Annotated in this window: 20 protein-coding genes; 18 read left to right on the top strand and 2 right to left on the bottom strand. The window is 40.2% G+C overall.

The genetic code is table 11. The annotated features are described in order from the left end of the window. Positions 1 to 136 precede the first annotated feature (136 nt). From ABD676_RS01170 to ABD676_RS01145, 6 genes are all read left to right on the top strand, one after another. Entirely contained in the window at positions 137 to 1,213 is a 1,077-nt protein-coding gene (locus ABD676_RS01170) for a DUF932 domain-containing protein (protein ID WP_344672842.1), read from the top strand. Positions 1,214 to 1,393: 180 nt separating this feature from the next. Continuing rightward, complete coding sequence (locus ABD676_RS01165) at positions 1,394 to 2,401, top strand: AAA family ATPase (RefSeq protein ID WP_344672841.1); 1,008 nt, start codon at positions 1,394 to 1,396, stop codon at positions 2,399 to 2,401. A 46-nt stretch (positions 2,402 to 2,447) separates the two neighbouring features. Further along, the gene (locus tag ABD676_RS01160; RefSeq protein WP_344672840.1) at positions 2,448 to 4,997 is read left to right on the top strand and encodes a S8 family peptidase; all 2,550 of its coding nucleotides are present in this window, start codon (positions 2,448 to 2,450) and stop codon (positions 4,995 to 4,997) included. Between the two features lie 501 nt (positions 4,998 to 5,498). Next, a complete protein-coding gene (locus tag ABD676_RS01155; RefSeq protein WP_037459845.1) occupies positions 5,499 to 6,734 on the top strand; it encodes a site-specific integrase in 1,236 nt (411 codons plus the stop codon). A 53-nt stretch (positions 6,735 to 6,787) separates the two neighbouring features. After that, the gene (locus ABD676_RS01150) at positions 6,788 to 6,976 is read left to right on the top strand and encodes a hypothetical protein (RefSeq protein ID WP_144034608.1); all 189 of its coding nucleotides are present in this window, start codon (positions 6,788 to 6,790) and stop codon (positions 6,974 to 6,976) included. Continuing rightward, positions 6,954 to 7,229: a helix-turn-helix domain-containing protein gene (locus ABD676_RS01145; protein WP_002993139.1), complete on the top strand. Its 276-nt coding sequence runs from the start codon at positions 6,954 to 6,956 to the stop codon at positions 7,227 to 7,229. The genes ABD676_RS01150 and ABD676_RS01145 overlap by 23 nt, the downstream gene beginning before the upstream one ends. Before the next feature lie 3 nt (positions 7,230 to 7,232). On the opposite strand, the gene ABD676_RS01140 is transcribed toward ABD676_RS01145, so the two are convergent. Beyond that, entirely contained in the window at positions 7,233 to 7,409 is a 177-nt protein-coding gene (locus tag ABD676_RS01140; RefSeq protein WP_344672839.1) for a hypothetical protein, read from the bottom strand. A 479-nt stretch (positions 7,410 to 7,888) separates the two neighbouring features. Here ABD676_RS01140 and ABD676_RS01135 point away from each other — a divergent pair, with 479 nt between their 5' ends. The 12 genes from ABD676_RS01135 (at position 7,889) to ABD676_RS01080 (ending at position 16,017) form a co-directional block, all read left to right on the top strand. Beyond that, positions 7,889 to 8,281 carry a single-stranded DNA-binding protein gene (locus tag ABD676_RS01135; protein WP_002993142.1) on the top strand — a complete coding sequence of 131 codons (393 nt, stop codon included), beginning with the start codon at positions 7,889 to 7,891 and terminating at the stop codon, positions 8,279 to 8,281. Positions 8,282 to 8,324: 43 nt separating this feature from the next. Next, a complete protein-coding gene (locus ABD676_RS01130; RefSeq protein ID WP_002993143.1) occupies positions 8,325 to 9,398 on the top strand; it encodes a DUF932 domain-containing protein in 1,074 nt (357 codons plus the stop codon). Between the two features lie 52 nt (positions 9,399 to 9,450). Continuing rightward, positions 9,451 to 9,648 carry a hypothetical protein gene (locus tag ABD676_RS01125; RefSeq protein ID WP_002993144.1) on the top strand — a complete coding sequence of 66 codons (198 nt, stop codon included), beginning with the start codon at positions 9,451 to 9,453 and terminating at the stop codon, positions 9,646 to 9,648. Between the two features lie 25 nt (positions 9,649 to 9,673). Continuing rightward, positions 9,674 to 10,012 (top strand): hypothetical protein, encoded by a 339-nt coding sequence (locus ABD676_RS01120; protein WP_002993145.1) that lies wholly within the window; start codon positions 9,674 to 9,676, stop codon positions 10,010 to 10,012. An 18-nt stretch (positions 10,013 to 10,030) separates the two neighbouring features. After that, positions 10,031 to 10,255 (top strand): hypothetical protein, encoded by a 225-nt coding sequence (locus ABD676_RS01115; RefSeq protein WP_002993146.1) that lies wholly within the window; start codon positions 10,031 to 10,033, stop codon positions 10,253 to 10,255. Further along, positions 10,255 to 10,452, top strand: coding sequence for a hypothetical protein (locus ABD676_RS01110; protein ID WP_002993148.1), 198 nt, complete (start codon positions 10,255 to 10,257; stop codon positions 10,450 to 10,452). The genes ABD676_RS01115 and ABD676_RS01110 overlap by 1 nt, the downstream gene beginning before the upstream one ends. A gap of 11 nt (positions 10,453 to 10,463) precedes the next feature. After that, positions 10,464 to 11,072, top strand: a complete 609-nt coding sequence (locus ABD676_RS01105; protein WP_313260157.1) for a PRTRC system protein E — start codon at positions 10,464 to 10,466, stop codon at positions 11,070 to 11,072. 18 nt (positions 11,073 to 11,090) lie between these two features. Then, positions 11,091 to 11,309 carry a PRTRC system protein C gene (locus ABD676_RS01100; RefSeq protein ID WP_002993150.1) on the top strand — a complete coding sequence of 73 codons (219 nt, stop codon included), beginning with the start codon at positions 11,091 to 11,093 and terminating at the stop codon, positions 11,307 to 11,309. Positions 11,310 to 11,326: 17 nt separating this feature from the next. Beyond that, positions 11,327 to 12,481, top strand: a complete 1,155-nt coding sequence (locus ABD676_RS01095; protein WP_094280377.1) for a hypothetical protein — start codon at positions 11,327 to 11,329, stop codon at positions 12,479 to 12,481. A gap of 10 nt (positions 12,482 to 12,491) precedes the next feature. After that, positions 12,492 to 13,205 (top strand): PRTRC system protein B, encoded by a 714-nt coding sequence (locus ABD676_RS01090; RefSeq protein ID WP_002993152.1) that lies wholly within the window; start codon positions 12,492 to 12,494, stop codon positions 13,203 to 13,205. Next, entirely contained in the window at positions 13,205 to 14,011 is an 807-nt protein-coding gene (locus tag ABD676_RS01085) for a PRTRC system ThiF family protein (RefSeq protein ID WP_002993153.1), read from the top strand. The genes ABD676_RS01090 and ABD676_RS01085 overlap by 1 nt, the downstream gene beginning before the upstream one ends. A gap of 470 nt (positions 14,012 to 14,481) precedes the next feature. Further along, positions 14,482 to 16,017: a SulP family inorganic anion transporter gene (locus ABD676_RS01080; RefSeq protein WP_027384264.1), complete on the top strand. Its 1,536-nt coding sequence runs from the start codon at positions 14,482 to 14,484 to the stop codon at positions 16,015 to 16,017. A 197-nt stretch (positions 16,018 to 16,214) separates the two neighbouring features. Here the strand turns inward: ABD676_RS01080 and ABD676_RS01075 are convergent. After that, the coding region (locus ABD676_RS01075; protein ID WP_344672838.1) for a transposase at positions 16,215 to 16,774 on the bottom strand (560 nt) is incomplete at its 5' end.

The following is a 16,774-nucleotide window of genomic DNA, read 5'->3' as shown; positions in this document are numbered from 1 at the left end:
TTGTATTGGGAGGGCTACGGTGAAACATTTCGCGAGGAAAACCCCACCGAGTACCAAAGGCAATTGACCGCCTTTGTATGCGAACACAGGGGAATACAAAAAAACAGGAGTTTACAACAGTCTAAAATCAAAAACAATGGCACACAACATTAATTATAACGGCAGTACGGGCAGGCATGCGTTTATGTCTGTCAAGGAAAAAGCATGGCACGGATTGGGGACAATCATAGCGGATTACCCCACGAGTTCGGAAGCGATACAATACGCAGGGTTGGATTATCATGTGGAAAAACGCAATCTTTTTACCTATGACAACGAAAACCAATACATTTCCGAAGATTGGGATTTCAACGGAGAGAAGCTAAAAAGGGCGAAATTATCCGTACCCGGTTTCTTTGCGACCGTTCGGACAGATACGGAAGAAGTTTTGGGGATTGTGGGAACGGATTACGAAGTTGTGCAGAATGTGGATGCGTTCGGTTTCTTTGACAGCATTGTCGGGGGAAAGGACGGCATTTTGTACGAAACGGCAGGGGCATTGGGCAGAGGGGAACGCATTTTTATTACGGCTAAACTGCCTGACCATATAAGGGTGGGCAGAAATGACCTGATAGAAAACTATCTTTTTCTGACCGCTTCGCATGACGGTTACAGCAGTATAACGGCAGCGTTTACACCTATTCGGATTTGTTGCAACAATACCCTAAACGCAGCCCTAAAAGGTGCGGTAAACAGTATCAAGATACGCCATACCGCCAGTGCGCATGAGAAACTGAAACAGGCGCACAAACTTTTGGGTATTTCCGATATGCTGGCGGGCGAATTGGAAGACGTGTTTAACCATTGGGCGAAAATCCGCATTACGGATGAAAACGTCAAAAGGTTGGTACAGATGGCAATGTCTCCGAACAAGGAAATTTTACAGCAGGTACGGAGCGGAAAGGATGAACAGCTATCGACCACGTTTAACAATATCGTTTCTTCGGTCATGGATTACCATTTTACGAGCGACACCCAGCAGGAAGTTACCACCAAAGGCACTTTGTACGGTGCTTACAATGCCGTAACCGGGTATTTTCAGAATGTGCGCAGTTACAGGAATGAAGAAAGCAAGCTAAATTCCATCATGTTCGGAACAGGTTTTCAACGTTCACAGACAGCGTTTAACCTGTGCGGAGAGTTTGCCGTACATGGCGATTTGGCGTTAAACTGACGGCTCTAAGATATTGGCAGGGCATTTTTTGCCCTGTCGATATTTGATTTACTGCCCCGAAAATTCCGGGCGGCGCCTTGCGGCGCAAAAGTGCCTTTGGAAGACATTTGATGACACTTTTCGCAAGTGATTTTATAATAATATCCCAAATTATGGTGCTTTCTTTCTATATTTGTTATTATGGCACGGGCAGATCTTTTAGTTAAATTAGTCAAAGCTGGCTCCAACGGTGATAAAGCACTTTTTACAAAAGTGGTTGAGTCTCTCATTGCCGAAGAAAAAGCTAAACAACACCATGTCGTTGCCAATCAATTGGAAGATATATTAAGGAGTAATAGAAACTCTTTGTCCCATAATGCTGAAGTAAAAAGATCGCCGCTCGATGACAAACTGGAAAATTTTCTGTTCAGGATTTATCCTAAAAAGTCGTTAGAAGACATTGTCTTATCCCGTGAAAATCGGACGATAATCAATGAACTAATTCAGGAGCATCATAGAAGTGATTTACTAAGGTCGTATAACTTAGAACCACGAAATAGAATTATGCTCGCAGGAGAACCGGGTAACGGCAAAACTTCCCTCGCTGAAGCCATTAGTCAGTCTCTTATGGTGCCTTTTTATGTAATTCGATATGATGGTATCATAGGCAGTTATCTGGGCGAGACTGCCTCAAGGCTAAAAGCAATGTTTGATTTCATAAGAACCCAAGAGTGCGTGTTGTTTTTTGATGAATTTGATGCGATAGGAAAAGAAAGAGGGGATATTCACGAAACTGGAGAAATCAAAAGGGTTGTCAGTTCTTTGTTATTACAGATAGATCGACTGCCGAGCTACGTTGTCGTGGTGGCGGCAACAAACCACCCGGAATTACTTGATAGGGCTGTGTGGCGGAGATTTCAGATTAGATTGGAACTGTCCAAACCTGATAGGACAATGATTGAAAACTGGCTAAAGAGATTTGAATCTCAGGTTAAATATACATTACAACACCCACATAAGACTATCGCCGCAAAACTTGAAGGTTTGAGTTTTGCAGAAATTGAAGAGTTCGTATTGGATATCCAGCGGAAGTATATATTGTCGCTTCCCGATGTAAATGTTAAGAAAATCGTTGACGAATCCCTAAGCCAGCTTGCATCCAAGTATGAACTGAAATATGGCCAAGAAACCTCTACTAATTTTTCCTAAACCCGCGTTTGCTTCAAAATCCAAAAAAAGCGGAGGACCGGGAAAGATGAATTTTCCGACTTCTGAAAGTCAAATAGCGAGACTCGAAACTCCAATAACCAATCTGGATCGGGTCTTAGAAAACAAAACTGCCTATTTGGGTAGAAATCCTGCGAATTTCATATCTGAAATGATCCTCGTATTGGAGGTGGCAGGAACTTTGGACGATTTTTATAAGGCTGTCAGCAAGACATCCGGTTTCGAATTTTTAGCGGAACATCAAACTGAAATTCCACCCGATGATAGCTTTTATATCAAATCGGACGCTGGTGAGCGAACGGATAAGCCAGTAGGTGCCCGCCTATTCCTGACCATGACTAACCAGCAAGCATTAACTGAATTGGTAAGTTATTGGCGAGAATACAAGAAGCCCATTGCGAGACAAAAATTTAAACGTGGTACTACAAAATTCAGGAATCTTTTTGAACAGCTAAAGGATATAAGGCCATATAGTGTTGAGGATAGATTAAGGGATACGGGTTTTGGAACTTATGTTGAGCTGATGAGGGACTATGGCACAGATGAAGTATATTTTGAAATTGAGCTTGCGTACAAAAGTACTCCACAGGGCAACGAAAGGGCATATGCAGAAGTAGCTGAACTTATTGATGAATCGGGAGGTCAAGTAGTACATGGTTCCTTAACGATAATTCCGGAAATTAACTACCATGCTTTCATAGCCAAAGCTCCTATAAATTGTTTTGGAATACTCAATGAAAACACCAACATAAGCTTTCTTAAATCGCAGCAGATACTCTTTTTCAGACCGGTCGGTCAATCCATATCGGATGGCAGCATTGAGGAAGGTGAATTGGCAAGAGATCAGGAAACCGAAATACGTGAAGTTGAACCCCAGGGCGAACCTATAGTGGCATTATTTGATGGACTTCCCTTACAGAATCATTCGGCTTTATCAAATAGGCTAATTGTGGATGATCCTGATAACTTCGGTGAGAACTACCTCGCAGAAAAGAGAAATCACGGTACCGCAATGGCTTCCCTTATTTTAAACGGAGACTTGGGCAATGAGCATGAATTGCCATTGTCTCGGCCAATTTATGTCCGTCCTATAATGAAAACAGAGGCTAATGGGCTTAGTCAAAGTGAATATCTTCCGGATGATAAATTACCCATTGATTTGGTACATAGAGCGGTTAAAAGAATGTTTGAGGGTGACGGCGGAGTTCCTCCGACAGCTCCAAATATTAGAGTGATTAATTTCTCAATTGGAGACAGTTTTCGACCTTTTCATAATAACCTCAGTGCTTGGGCTAAGCTTATTGATTGGTTATCTTTTAAATATAATGTGCTGTTCATAATCAGTGCTGGTAATAAAACAGACGACATAGTTTTAAATATCACTGAACAGCAATTTGATGCTTTGTCAATAGAAGACAGGGAAAAAGAGACCATTAAAAGTATCATAACGGGAAACCTTGACAGGAAAATTCTAACACCGGCAGAGTCATTGAATTCGCTTACAGTAGGTGCTTGTCACACAGATTTTTCGCAAGTAGGGGATTCGCAGCAAAGGATCAATATCGTTACATCTCCTCATCTTTTGAGTCCGATAAGCCGAATAGGCTTTGGCTATAACAACTCGGTTAAGCCGGAAATACTGATGCCGGGAGGAATAAAACTGTATAGAAGGCCTATTAGGCAACCTGATGCAGCTAAGACCCAATTGAGATGCGAGGGTTACTACCCGTCAAACCAGCCCGGAAATAAAATTGCTATTCCCGGAAATTTGGGTGAGATAAACAAATATGGATATTCATGCGGTACAAGTAATGCAACGGCGTTGACAACCCGTCTGGCTGCTCAACTATATGAATTGTTGTTAGAATTGAACACAGAACTGCCCTATGAACACAGAATTAATCCGGATTACTTCACAGTAATATTAAAAAGCCTCTTAGTGCATGGCGCGAGCTGGGGTGATGCTCATGCTTTACTTGAAGAAATAGTGAAGAACGTACCCGGTGTTGCTGGCAATTATGCAAAAAAGCATTTACTTCCCTATTTGGGCTACGGAAGCGTTGATTCTGAAAGGGTGTTATATTGTACGGAACAACGTGTAACCCTTATTGGATACGGAGAATTATCGATAGAGGAAGGAAAGAATGCACATATTTATAAATTTCCTCTACCTCCTTCCATTGGACAACAACGTATAAAAAAGAGGTTGGCGGTTACTTTAGCCTGGTTCTCACCTCTTAATTTCAATACTGCAAAATATAGAAAGGCTCATTTGTTTTACGATAACTTGGATAAAAATGGACATTTGACCCTTTCACGTGATACCTATGACTTTCGTGTCGCACAAAAAGGAACTGTTCAACATGATATTCTATTAGGCGACAACGCTGATGCTTTTATTGATGGAACCTCCCTCAATATCAAAGTAAATTGCCGAGATGATGCTTCGGGACTTACAAAGAACGATAAAATTCGATATGCCCTAATAGTTACTCTTGAAATTCAAGAAGCTGTTGGTACTGAAATATATGAAGAAGTACAACTTAGGTTACGGCAACAAATTCGTCCACGGATATAAAGTGAAAATAGATATTCCAAGCGTTACTGTATGAAAATTTATGTCATACAGTAACGCTTGGTTTTAAGATTTAAAGGTTTTCTATAAATATGAGTTGTTTGATGCAGCTAAGTCGACTCAAATTAGTTTTCATCTTCATTAATCAAATCACCTATTAACCTAATAATACCCATTAAATGTTCTAACGGATTATCACTGCCCCGACAACACTTACACTAAGTAAGGTCAAAAACCCTCAAATTCTATGAATTTGAGGTTTTTTTGTTTTATATTATATCAGGAAACCCCAATAAATATCAATCTAAATGTGAGTTAAACGGTGAGTCTTTTTAAGTTTTATATTTACTCACCGGATAGCTTATAAATAACTGTAAATCATTTATTTACAACATTTATTTTGATGCTATTTATTATTGTTTGACTTCTTTACTGCATCATATCCAATAGTTGGATTGAGAGAACTGCACTAAAGTGTATCAGTTGAACATAAAATAAATGGATATGAAGAGTAAAAACACTTTTGGGATTCAATTCGTGTTACGGTTGCCCAAGAACAAGAAAGACGAAATGGCCACTGTTTATGCAAGGATTACAGTAAACGGCCGTAGAACTGAAATTTCCCTAAAAAGCAAAGTATCGATCAACAATTGGGACGAAGTAAAAGGAAGAGCAAAAGGAAAACGCCAAGAAATCGTAAAGCTGAACAGCCACATGGAGCAGGTACGCTCCCTTATTTTCGATTGTTATCACCAGTTGGTGCAGCAAAATAAAACCGTTACCATTGAAGCGGTTAAATCTGTCTACCTAGGCGAGGACATAGAGGAAACAATGACTCTTCTAAAGCTAGTGGAATACCATAAACAAGTGGCAGTAAGTAAACTTGCCCCCGGTACCATGAAAAATTATTATACCACCGAAACCTATATTCAAAAATTTATAAAACAAAAATATGGAAAAAAAGACATACCGTTGGATGAACTGAACTATCGGTTCATTTTGGATTTTGAAAACTTCCTTAATGACTACAAACCTAAAGATCATCATAAGCCCATAAATAATAATGGGGTGATGAAACATATGGAACGTTTGCGGAAGATGGTCAATTTGGCTGTTACGATGGATTGGCTGGTTAGGGATCCATTTGCCAAATACAAACTTCGGTTTGAAAAGGTAGAAAGAGGCCATTTGTCAAAAGAGGAGCTAACTGTTTTGCTTAATAAATCCTTTTCAATAGAGCGTCTGCAATCCGTGTCGGACATGTTCATTTTTAGTTGCTATACAGGTCTTGCTTACATCGACATTTTTAACCTGACCCCCGAAAATATTTCAAAAGGAATCGACGGAAAAGATTGGTTGACGACAAAAAGACAAAAGACCGATACAACGGTTCGAGTTCCTTTGCTGCCCGAGGCTTCAGATCTTCTTAAGAAGTACAGAGGGCATCCGGTAGCTGAGGCGAATGGAACGATCTTCCCTGTCATATCCAACCAGCGAATGAACGGTTATTTAAAAGAGATCGCAGAAATTTGCGGCATCAATAAAAATTTAACGTTCCATCTCGCAAGGCATACTTTTGCTACAACGGTGACATTAAGCAATGGTGTGCCAATTGAATCGGTGAGTAAAATGCTTGGCCATACATCTATACGTACCACCCAAATTTATGCTAAGGTGTTGGAACATAAGCTAAGTGAGGATATGCACAAGTTAGAGGTTAGAATGGCTTCCCAGGATTAGATACTTCTAGGTCATTATTGAAATGAAACGAGGTAAGGTTGTAATTTTAATGGATGCAATACTATATGTGTGCCTTTGGACGCCAAATGCAACCACTGACTGCCATGTTGATCAAATTCGTAGATACTTTTGGTTCATTTGTATCCGTAAAGACAGAAAAGACCATAAATCAATTCTGTTCTAGAGGAGAGAATTTAGAAACATTAAAAAGCAGCGCAAATGAAAGTAGAACTTATCACTAAAGAAGACTTAGATAGCTTTAAAAAGGAACTTCTTGAAGAAATCAGGAGAAATAGACCACATCCGAGAAAAGCCGAAAAGGAGCCTCGGGAATGGCTCAAGAGTTACGAGATCCGAGAATTATTGGGGATTTCAGCGGGGACACTCCAAAACCTTCGGCTAAACGGAACGTTACCCTTCACGAAAATCGGTGGATTGATGTATTATCGGTATGAAGATATCCGGAAACTAATGGATGGTGTTGATGGGAGTTAGGGATTAAAATATTAAAAAATAAATGATAGCAAGCAGGATTTGACGATCCTGCTTTTTTTTGCCGGTACTTTTTGCAGCCAAAGCACATTTACCTCCCATAGCAATATCCTCGCAGTAAAAGAGCTTTCCGGCTATTTCTGAAACAGAAATTTTTAAAAAAAACCTCTCCGCTATTCCCATTTTCAGATATTTTTAAAATCCCTGTTCTGTGGTTTTGAGAACCACACCTTAAGAAAACATTTATCAATCCGACGAATTGGAAGTATTATTTCAATTCAAAACAGACCATTTTCTAATGCAATTTTCTCGGCTTCCACATTTCTTTTATTCAAAGAAGCCTGTATGCACTATTGTCCCATTTCAAGAGCAAAGGTATTTCCGTGTTCTTAACACCGCCAAAAGGTCAAGCAAGTTTGAAAAAAAAATCTCCACCCGCTGGGTAGTATTTATTTTTCAAAACCTTGTGTCGGCTAAATACGAACCTTTTATGCTCGTGAAACGAAACATAGCATACTCCGGCTCTTTGGACGAATAAAAAAAATGTCAGTTATGAAAATTATAAGCATTAAAAATGGTAATGAAACGAAACAGCACCTCCTCTCATTACCGAATAAATCAGAAAAATTAAATCAAATATCAATCACTAAAAATCAGCGAAAATGAACATCACAGGCAGACTGACAAGAAATGCGGAAGTACGCACATTGTCGAACGAAAAACAGGTGGTAAACTTTTCAGTAGCGGTAAACGACAGCTACCGTAACAAACAGGGCGAACGAGTAGAGCAAACCACCTACTTCGATTGTGCCTACTGGATAACTCCAAACGTGGCAAGGCTACTGACAAAAGGCACTTTGGTAGAACTCACAGGGCGTGTAAGTCCGAGAGCGTGGGTAAACAAAGACGGAGAACCAAGAGCAGGACTTAATTTCCATACCTCACAAATCAAATTGCACGGAGGTAGCAATAGAGCCGAAACCGTACAGGTTACTGCAAAAGCAGAAAACAACAGCATTGCAGGAATATCAACCGAGGACGACCTCCCATTTTAACAACGAATATTCAATCGTTTTTCAACATCAAAATTTTAGCATTATGGCACATAACATCAATTACAACGAGAAAACAGGACGTTATTCATTCTTTAGCGTTCAGCAAAAAGCGTGGCACGGTCTGGGGCAAATCGTAGAGCAGTACCCCACAAGCGAGGAAGCTATCCGACACGCAGGGTTAGATTACGAGGTAGTCAAATCCCCTCTGTTTACCAAAGGTTCGGGCATTACCGAAACCGCAGACGGTATCGAGATAGGCAGTAACGAACTGGAAGTACCTAACTGTTTCGCCAACATACGCACCGATAACAATGCCGTATTGGGCGTAGTGGGTAAAGATTACCACATCGTACAAAACCGTGAAGCGTTCAGTTTCTTTGATGCTATCGTAGGAGGTGGCGAGGGTATTCTGTACGAAACCGCAGGGGCATTGGGCAAAGGCGAACGCATTTTTATCACAGCCAAATTGCCCGACTATATCCGTGTAGGCAATGGCGATGATGTTACGGAAAAATACATCTTCCTTACCACAAGCCACGACGGAAGCGGAAGTATTACCGCAGCGTTTACGCCTATCCGTATCGTTTGCCAAAACACCCTTAACGCTTCATTGCGGAATATGACCAATGTAGTCCGTATCAAGCACACATCGGGAGCAAAACAGCGTATCGAGAATGCACACAGGATAATGGGGTTAGCCAACACATTGAGCGACCAGCTACAGGGTATTTTCAATGACTGGACAACGATAAGGGCAACAGACCAAGAGGTCAGAAAGCTAATCCAATTGGCACTATGCCCGAACAAAGAAACCCTTGAGCTCATCAAAAAAGGTGCTGAAGACGAAATATCAACAATGTTTAAAAATGCCGTGAACGATGCGTTTGCCTATGCAATGACGAGTGATACGCAACAAATGGACACTACAAAAGGCACATTGTTCGGAGCATACAATGCTGTTACAGGCTACTTCCAAAATGTACGCAATTACAGGGATGACGAAGCCAAGTTACAGAGTATTGTATTGGGTGGAACGGCTCAAATGAAAGGACAAAAAGCATTTGACCTATGTACAGCCTTTGCGACAGACGGTGCGGAAATCCTAAACCTCAATTAGATAATCACAGGCTACCGCCACAATCGGTGGTAGCCTGTTAAAAATAAGTTTTATGAAAGCGATAACAATAGAGGAAGCCAAAAATTTGGCGAGAGCCAAGAGCCTTGAAAAGAAGCACAAAGGCGAAAGCGTATTTATCATTTACTGCAATCGTACAGAGCATTTCTATATAGACACGAACGGTTTAGTACGCCTTTGGGAAAAATTACACGGCTACTATGTAAATGGGGTTTATGCCACCGAAGATTAACGCATAACATTCAAAAGCAGTTACAATGGAAACGAACGCCATAGCGATAAAATTTGTCAGCCACGAAGTACCCGAATTGGAAACGCTGAAAACCTCAAAGGTCTATCAGCTAAGGGAAAAACTGAACAAGGGCGAGAAGCTAAGCCGAGCCGAGAAAAATTGGATTGCGGAAGCGGTAAACCGAAACGCCTTTTTTAACGGGGCAGTTCCCCTAATGGGTTATCGGTTTGGGTTTGATGATATTCTAAAAACCTATGTAGTGAAGCAGTACGACAGTTGGCAGGAATACAGCGCACCCGACAAAACGAGCCTACGGAGTATAATCTATGGCAGGATTGACCAAATAGCAGAAATCAGTCATTAACACTTAAAGCAATCAAAGATGGAAACAACAGATAGAATTACCAAAGAAACAGACCTTGAAAAGTTTTGCAGGGAGCGATTTAAGCACTTGACCAATGCACAGCTTGTGGCAAGGGTAAACGGTCTTCCCGATTTTGGTTGGGATGATGAGGGCGTGGAACTGCGAAGAAGGCATAGGGTATCAAACGGTGCGTTTGACTATGCCTTTAATCATAACACGATGGTAATCCTAAAAGACGATTAATGATGTACGTAACAGATTTAAACGGTTGCCAAATCGAAGTAACGGATTTAAAGGAAGCCATAAAAATAGCAGGGCGGTACAAAGAATACCGCCACGAGGACGAGCGTTTTTCCGAGTTCGACAAGAGGCAAAAAGCCTATTGGGCGGATATGTACGAGAAACTTACAGCCATCAAAGAACAAGTAACAACACATTAAAACTCACAGCAATGAACACAAATTTTTTCAATCAAGTACAGCAGTTGGATTTTACAGGAATATTGCAACTGAACATTTCTAAGGGGATAGAAAACAAACTAATCGTAACAGTATTGCTCAACAATGAGCAATGCGGAGATAGTGCGAAAAACCTCATTCCCCCATTGATTTTTAACGCCACTTCGCAGGAGTTTGACGAGGGATTTTTTGAGCAGATAAACGCACCAATTAAAGCCATATCGGGTTTAATGGTGGATATGGAAGCCTTTATGAAGCAAATGGAAACCGTCAAACTGCAATCCGAAATGGAGAAGCAGAAAACCGAGAAAGCCAAAAAGGAAAAAGAAACCAAAGACAAGAAGTACAAAGACGGTATGGCAAAGGTGGACGAGTTGGAGAAAGAGGGCAAGTTCCGTGAAGCGTGGATGAAAGTACCCGACATTACGGAGTTTCCCGAAAAAGCGGACGAGATACGCAAACGCAAAACGTCATTGTCCGACAAGTTCGGGACACCGAGCCTTTTTGGTGGAGTAACGGAGGAGCAACCCGAACCGTCAAAAACGGAGGAGGTTGCTACCTATTGCCCAATAAATACAACAAACGAAGAAGTAGAATATTAACAATTAAAAACGAACATTATGTTATTAGCAACAGTATTACCGAGAATTTTCATACTCAAAGATAAAGGACAGGATATTCCATTGACTGACCCCGAACCACGTTGGAGCGTGGAAGCCGTAATGAATTTCTATGCAAATTCTTATCCGATACTGACCACTGCCAAAGTATCTGCCCCTGTTATCCGTGACGATACAATACAGTACCGATTTGAGAGTGTAATGGGAACGAAAGGTTAAATCAAAAATCAAAAAAAATGAATTATGCAACGCAATATCATATCGGGCATCATCAAAACCCTACAGCAACCGAAACAGAAGACTTTGCACAAACAGTTGGGCGAGTTCGCAGATTGGATGCAAAGACCAAAGAACGCAGACGAAATAAGAAAAGACAAAATGAAATCGGTACCGATAACGGTACTACCAATGGTTTTCTAAAATGCTCATTTCTGCCTAAACTGCAAGAAGCACAAACCGTACAGGCTTGTGGAAAATCGGAAAAGACGGAAAGGGATTTTTATCAGTCCCTTTCCAAATTGGCAGGGCATTACGGTATACAACCTATGCAGTCCAGGCAGTACGGCTATCCCTACAATATCGCTTTAGCTTTGGATTCCACAGAGGAACAGTTAAGAAAGAAGTTTCGTGATTGGGAAGAACTCCGTTTGATACAGGATAGTAAGAAAACGTATTTCGTAAGTGAAGAACGGTACAGTACAGGTGCAACCCTGTATTACATTCCCGTAGTGCCATTGTACCGACTATCTAAGCATCCCAATCGCAAGCAAGCCGTACAGCTATTGCAATCCGTGTGTGCGTACCTATACCACATTGCAGATGTTCCTTACTATCGACAGGAAAACAGTTATCTGTATTGGATGTATGAAATGGTAACAGAGTGGATTGTAAGCGATGACGAGAATGAGGACACGACAACGTATTTAAGCGAGATTAGGCAATCAGAACAGATAGGCGAACGTATGGAGCAGAAAATTTACAACAAGCACAATTTGAGCCGATTTGCAGTCCGTTTAAACTCCTTTAAAATCAAAGACAGCTTTGACCAAGATTGCTACAAACTGGCAAGTGAAGCCTTTGCCTTGTATGAACAATACCCGAATGCTACCATAAACCGTAATGCCCTGCCAAGCGGAGAAGCAAGCGAAGAAGATATGGAAAATAGTATAGGTGTGGAAAAGTACGTTTCGTTCTGTGCCGATGCAAAAGGTATTTTGTTTCAAACACTTTTTGAGAGCGTGAACACCGAGTTGCAAGAATACGGACAAATGGAAGAACCCACCATTGTGAAAAGGTTTGATGGTAGTGATATTACTGCAAATACCCTTGAATTTGAAAACCGTGTTTTTGCCTTAATTGAGGAATTGATATACATACTGAATAACTTTTAGATACTCTAAAATGAAAGATATAACACAAAACTTTGGAACGCTTTACCACCCTTTATCGGCTTTGGTTTTTTACCAAACCAAAGGAAGTAATAGAACCACCTATGTAGAGCATTTTGATATGGATAGGAACGGTAATCCAATCAACGCCCATCCTTTGACCGAGAGAGAAGCTAAAGAATTGGCAAAAGCACTCAATACGGAAAAGGAAAAGAGCAAGGCATTTTTAAAATCTAACGGCATTCTGCCTACCAACGTCCTGCACATTAATCCGAGTGAAAACGGTACGGTACTTTGGTACACCAAAGCACGAAAAGTCAAAATGTTCTTTACTGAAAGTCTTGAAATACCAAACGGTACGGCGAAAGTACCTGCAATGCTTTGGTATGCAAGCAAGCAGAGCCTTATTGTTTTCGCCCTAGAAAAAGACCGAAGACCTACCGAGAATACCGTATTATTTCACGCACCATTTTTCAATATTTACGAGGACGGACACGTATGTATGGGAACTGTAGATATCAATATCAAAAATTCTGCTTCGGTTGAAGAATTTATGCAAGCGTGGGAAAGCTACTTTTTTAACAGCTATTTCAGTCACTTGGTAAACGAACACAACCCCATAAAAGGAAATTGTGTAAGCCTTTGGAAAGACCTCATCGGCACAGACAAAGCCTTTCCTAAAGATATATTGAAAAAGACAAACAAGACCATAAAAACGATATTGTAATGAGCAAAGAAATTTTAAAAGTCCATTTTACGGACAGCGATTTGATAAATCCTACCAATCCCATAACGGTAAACGTAATCGGTGCAGGTGGTACAGGCTCAAAAGTAATGACTGCCTTGCTTGAGATGAACCACAGCCTAAACGAGTTAGGACACGCAGGGTTGTTTATTCGTCTTTGGGATGATGATGTAATTACCCAAGCCAATTTAGGAAGACAGCGTTTTGCAGAAAGTGAGGTCGGTTTGTACAAATCTGTTGCTATCATTAACCGTATAAATCGCTTCTCAGGTACGAACTGGAAAGCGGAAGCAAGGAAATTTGAAAAAGACAATAGCGACAGTTTCCCCGAAAATGCAGGAGCAAGTATTTATATTTCCTGTGTGGATAGCGTAAAAGCAAGATTTGAAATTGCGGAAATATTAAGTGAATTGAGCAATGGAAGACCCTATTCCAACCGCCCACGTTATTGGTTGGACTTCGGCAACAGTCAACATACAGGACAAGTTTTACTATCTACCATAGGAAAAATTCGCCAACCCAATTCAGAGAAATATGAAACGGTGGCAAGCCTGCCAATGGTTACGGATGAATTTGGCGAACTGCTTAAACAATCCGAACTGGAAGACGATACACCGAGCTGTTCCCTTGCCGAAGCGTTGGAAAAGCAGGACTTGTATATCAATTCCTCATTGGTTCAGATGGGTTGTTCACTGTTATGGGGTATGTTTAAAAATGGTTTGACACCATACAGGGGATTTTTTCACAACCTGAAAGATTTCCGAACCCATCCTATAAAAGTCGCCTGATTGGAAAATCGGGCGGCAAAAAGACACTCCCTCCCGATGGTCGGGACAGTCTTTTTGCATAAATCGGAGCAACCTCTTTGGCAAAATGGGATGCCTACCCACCATTCATTCCGGCACATTTTACCAAACAGGTTGCGACATTATTTGAGGGATGTTCATTATCCCTTTTGTTGTTTTAGGGAACTTCTTTTCTTGCCACATTGGCGACCAAAGAAAAGATTCTGTGTTATAAAACAAATATTTTTAGATTTATTTTGTATTAAATTGTATAAAATAATTATAAATTGTACTTTTGCACCACTCAATGAAAAGAACAGTACAAATATCATCCCAAGTTACTCCGCCCTGAGCGTAGGCTAAACTGTTGTTTTTTCCAATTTTAATTTATTGGCTTTTTTATGGTACCCAAAGGTTTTACTTTGGTACACCCTCTTTTTTATTTACATTTTTCATATTAAACATAATCTTTTATGCAGAAAGTTATTAATCTGTTTGATTTCAGACAGAAAATTAATTACAAGAATGAAATTCTTGCAGGTCTGGCAGTAGCTATGACCATGATCCCAGAGTCTTTATCGTTTGCTATTTTAGCTGGTCTCTCACCATTAACAGGTCTATATGCAGCTTTTTTAATGGGTATTGTAACCGCAATCCTAGGAGGCAGACCCGGAATGGTTTCCGGAGGTGCCGGAGCGACTGTTGTCGTGCTTATTGCACTGGCAGCATCACATGGGGTGGAATATCTTTTTGCCGCTGTTATAATGGCAGGTATAATGCAATTTTTAGTAGGAGTTTTCAAACTTGGTAAATTTGTGCGTTTAATCCCACAACCGGTAATGTATGGTTTTTTGAACGGTCTTGCAGTAATCATTTTCATGGCACAGGTAGCTCAATTTAAAGTCGTAGAAAACGGGATTGAAGGTTGGATGCAGGGTTCTGCACTCTATTTAATGGTAGGATTGACATTGTTAACCATAGCAATTGTATTTATATTACCTAAGTTTACCAAGGCTGTTCCTGCGTCCTTAGTTGCGATAATAGTTGTATTCGCTATCGTATACTTTTTCGGCATCGATACTAAAAAAGTAATTGATATAGCTTCTGTAGGTGGTTCACTACCATCATTTCATATTCCGGGAATTCCATTTAATCTGGAAACCCTGAAAATTATTTTCCCGTATGCCTTAGTAATGGCAGGTGTTGGACTGATTGAAAGCTTATTAACACTGAATATGGTTGATGAAATAACCGGTACAAAAGGACAATCCAACCGTGAGGCTGCCGCACAGGGCATAGCCAATATCACAAATGGCTTCTTTGGAGGAATGGGTGGATGTGCAATGGTTGCTCAAACATTGGTTAATATCGGAGCTGGAGGAAGAGCCCGACTTTCTGCAATAGTGGGAGCGCTTGCGATCTTATTGATCATTTTAGTGGCAGGCCCTGTAATCGAACAAATACCTATGGCTGCCTTAGTCGGTGTAATGATGATGGTAGCTATAGGAACCTTTGAATGGGTAAGTTTCCGTATTATCAATAAAATGCCTCGACACGACATTTTTATTGGTATGCTTGTAGCAGTTATCACCGTATTATTACACAACTTAGCTTTGGCGGTTTTAATAGGTGTGGTTATCTCAGCCCTGGTGTTTGCCTGGGAAAGTGCCAAACGTATCCGTGCAAGAAAATATGTAGATGAAGATGGTGTAAAACATTACGAAATTTTTGGTCCGCTCTTCTTTGGTTCTACTACTGCATTTATAGAAAAATTTGATGTTGTAAGCGATCCGAACGAGGTAGTAATTGATTTTAAAGAAAGTAAAGTAGTAGATATGTCTGCCATTGAAGCCCTAAATAAAATTACAGAGAAGTATCACAAGGAAGGTAAAAGACTACATTTACGTCATTTAAGTCAAGATTGTAGGCAATTACTTAAAAATGCTGAAACAGTTATTGATGTGAATATTATCGAAGATCCTACCTACAAAGTAATGACTAATAAGTAACATTGGTATAAATAAGTTTACATCGAAAGCTATAAGATTTTTTCTATGGTTTTCGATGTTTTTTTATGCATTTCAGCCTTTTAATTCTAAACTAAGTTTAAATATTAGATTTAAATAAATCCAAAAAGGTTAGGGGGTTATAAGCTAAAGCCAACCTCTTAAACAAATTATCGATAGAGAATTAAGCTTCTCCTTATTTACATCGCTACTTCCTGAAAAGGAATGATTTGATACTGGTGTTCTGAATTATAATAAGAATTGTTTTTCCATAATATAAAAGTCAATTCTAGCAGTTTTCTTTGGATGGCAACTATAGCCTTCATTTTGATACCATGCCTTGAAACTATTCTTAAGAAAATATCTCTGAACCTTTCATCAGTCCTAATTGCAGCTAATGCTGGAAAGTGCATTACCTTTCTTATATTCCTATTACCCCGCTTGGAGATTCGAGGTTTGGATTTCACTGAGGTTCCAGATGTCTTTTCTCTTACATCTAATCCTGCATAACTGACCAACTGTCTTTTATTCTTTATTAACTCAAATCCGTTGGTTTCTGCTATAATCGTTACAGCAGTTAGATTTCCAATTCCGGGAATAGAAGATACCATTTTGATCTTTTCCACTAGAGTTTGATCTCCTTTGATAAGTATAGCAATTTCCTCCCTTATCTCTTTTTCCTGTAAATCAATAAGAGCAATTCTTTTTTTAGTTCGTTGCACTGAGTTTTCACTTGATGTTGCAGAAGTACGTTCTGCAT

Source organism: Sphingobacterium kyonggiense, from assembly GCF_039536825.1.
Classification (GTDB): Bacteria; Bacteroidota; Bacteroidia; order Sphingobacteriales; family Sphingobacteriaceae; genus Sphingobacterium; species Sphingobacterium kyonggiense.
This window is presented reverse-complemented; position numbering and strand designations above follow the sequence as displayed.

Coding starts and splice junctions, on each gene's coding strand:
- ABD676_RS01155 (WP_037459845.1), top strand. CDS start 5,499: ATGAAGAGTAAAAACACTTTTGGGATTCAATTCGTGTTACGGTTGCCC.
- ABD676_RS01130 (WP_002993143.1), top strand. CDS start 8,325: ATGGCACATAACATCAATTACAACGAGAAAACAGGACGTTATTCATTC.
- ABD676_RS01125 (WP_002993144.1), top strand. CDS start 9,451: ATGAAAGCGATAACAATAGAGGAAGCCAAAAATTTGGCGAGAGCCAAG.
- ABD676_RS01090 (WP_002993152.1), top strand. CDS start 12,492: ATGAAAGATATAACACAAAACTTTGGAACGCTTTACCACCCTTTATCG.
- ABD676_RS01165 (WP_344672841.1), top strand. CDS start 1,394: ATGGCACGGGCAGATCTTTTAGTTAAATTAGTCAAAGCTGGCTCCAAC.
- ABD676_RS01095 (WP_094280377.1), top strand. CDS start 11,327: ATGAATTATGCAACGCAATATCATATCGGGCATCATCAAAACCCTACA.
- ABD676_RS01135 (WP_002993142.1), top strand. CDS start 7,889: ATGAACATCACAGGCAGACTGACAAGAAATGCGGAAGTACGCACATTG.
- ABD676_RS01160 (WP_344672840.1), top strand. CDS start 2,448: ATGAATTTTCCGACTTCTGAAAGTCAAATAGCGAGACTCGAAACTCCA.
- ABD676_RS01100 (WP_002993150.1), top strand. CDS start 11,091: ATGTTATTAGCAACAGTATTACCGAGAATTTTCATACTCAAAGATAAA.
- ABD676_RS01150 (WP_144034608.1), top strand. CDS start 6,788: ATGCAATACTATATGTGTGCCTTTGGACGCCAAATGCAACCACTGACT.
- ABD676_RS01110 (WP_002993148.1), top strand. CDS start 10,255: ATGATGTACGTAACAGATTTAAACGGTTGCCAAATCGAAGTAACGGAT.
- ABD676_RS01105 (WP_313260157.1), top strand. CDS start 10,464: ATGAACACAAATTTTTTCAATCAAGTACAGCAGTTGGATTTTACAGGA.
- ABD676_RS01145 (WP_002993139.1), top strand. CDS start 6,954: ATGAAAGTAGAACTTATCACTAAAGAAGACTTAGATAGCTTTAAAAAG.
- ABD676_RS01140 (WP_344672839.1), bottom strand. CDS start 7,409: ATGGGAATAGCGGAGAGGTTTTTTTTAAAAATTTCTGTTTCAGAAATA.
- ABD676_RS01120 (WP_002993145.1), top strand. CDS start 9,674: ATGGAAACGAACGCCATAGCGATAAAATTTGTCAGCCACGAAGTACCC.
- ABD676_RS01115 (WP_002993146.1), top strand. CDS start 10,031: ATGGAAACAACAGATAGAATTACCAAAGAAACAGACCTTGAAAAGTTT.
- ABD676_RS01085 (WP_002993153.1), top strand. CDS start 13,205: ATGAGCAAAGAAATTTTAAAAGTCCATTTTACGGACAGCGATTTGATA.
- ABD676_RS01080 (WP_027384264.1), top strand. CDS start 14,482: ATGCAGAAAGTTATTAATCTGTTTGATTTCAGACAGAAAATTAATTAC.
- ABD676_RS01170 (WP_344672842.1), top strand. CDS start 137: ATGGCACACAACATTAATTATAACGGCAGTACGGGCAGGCATGCGTTT.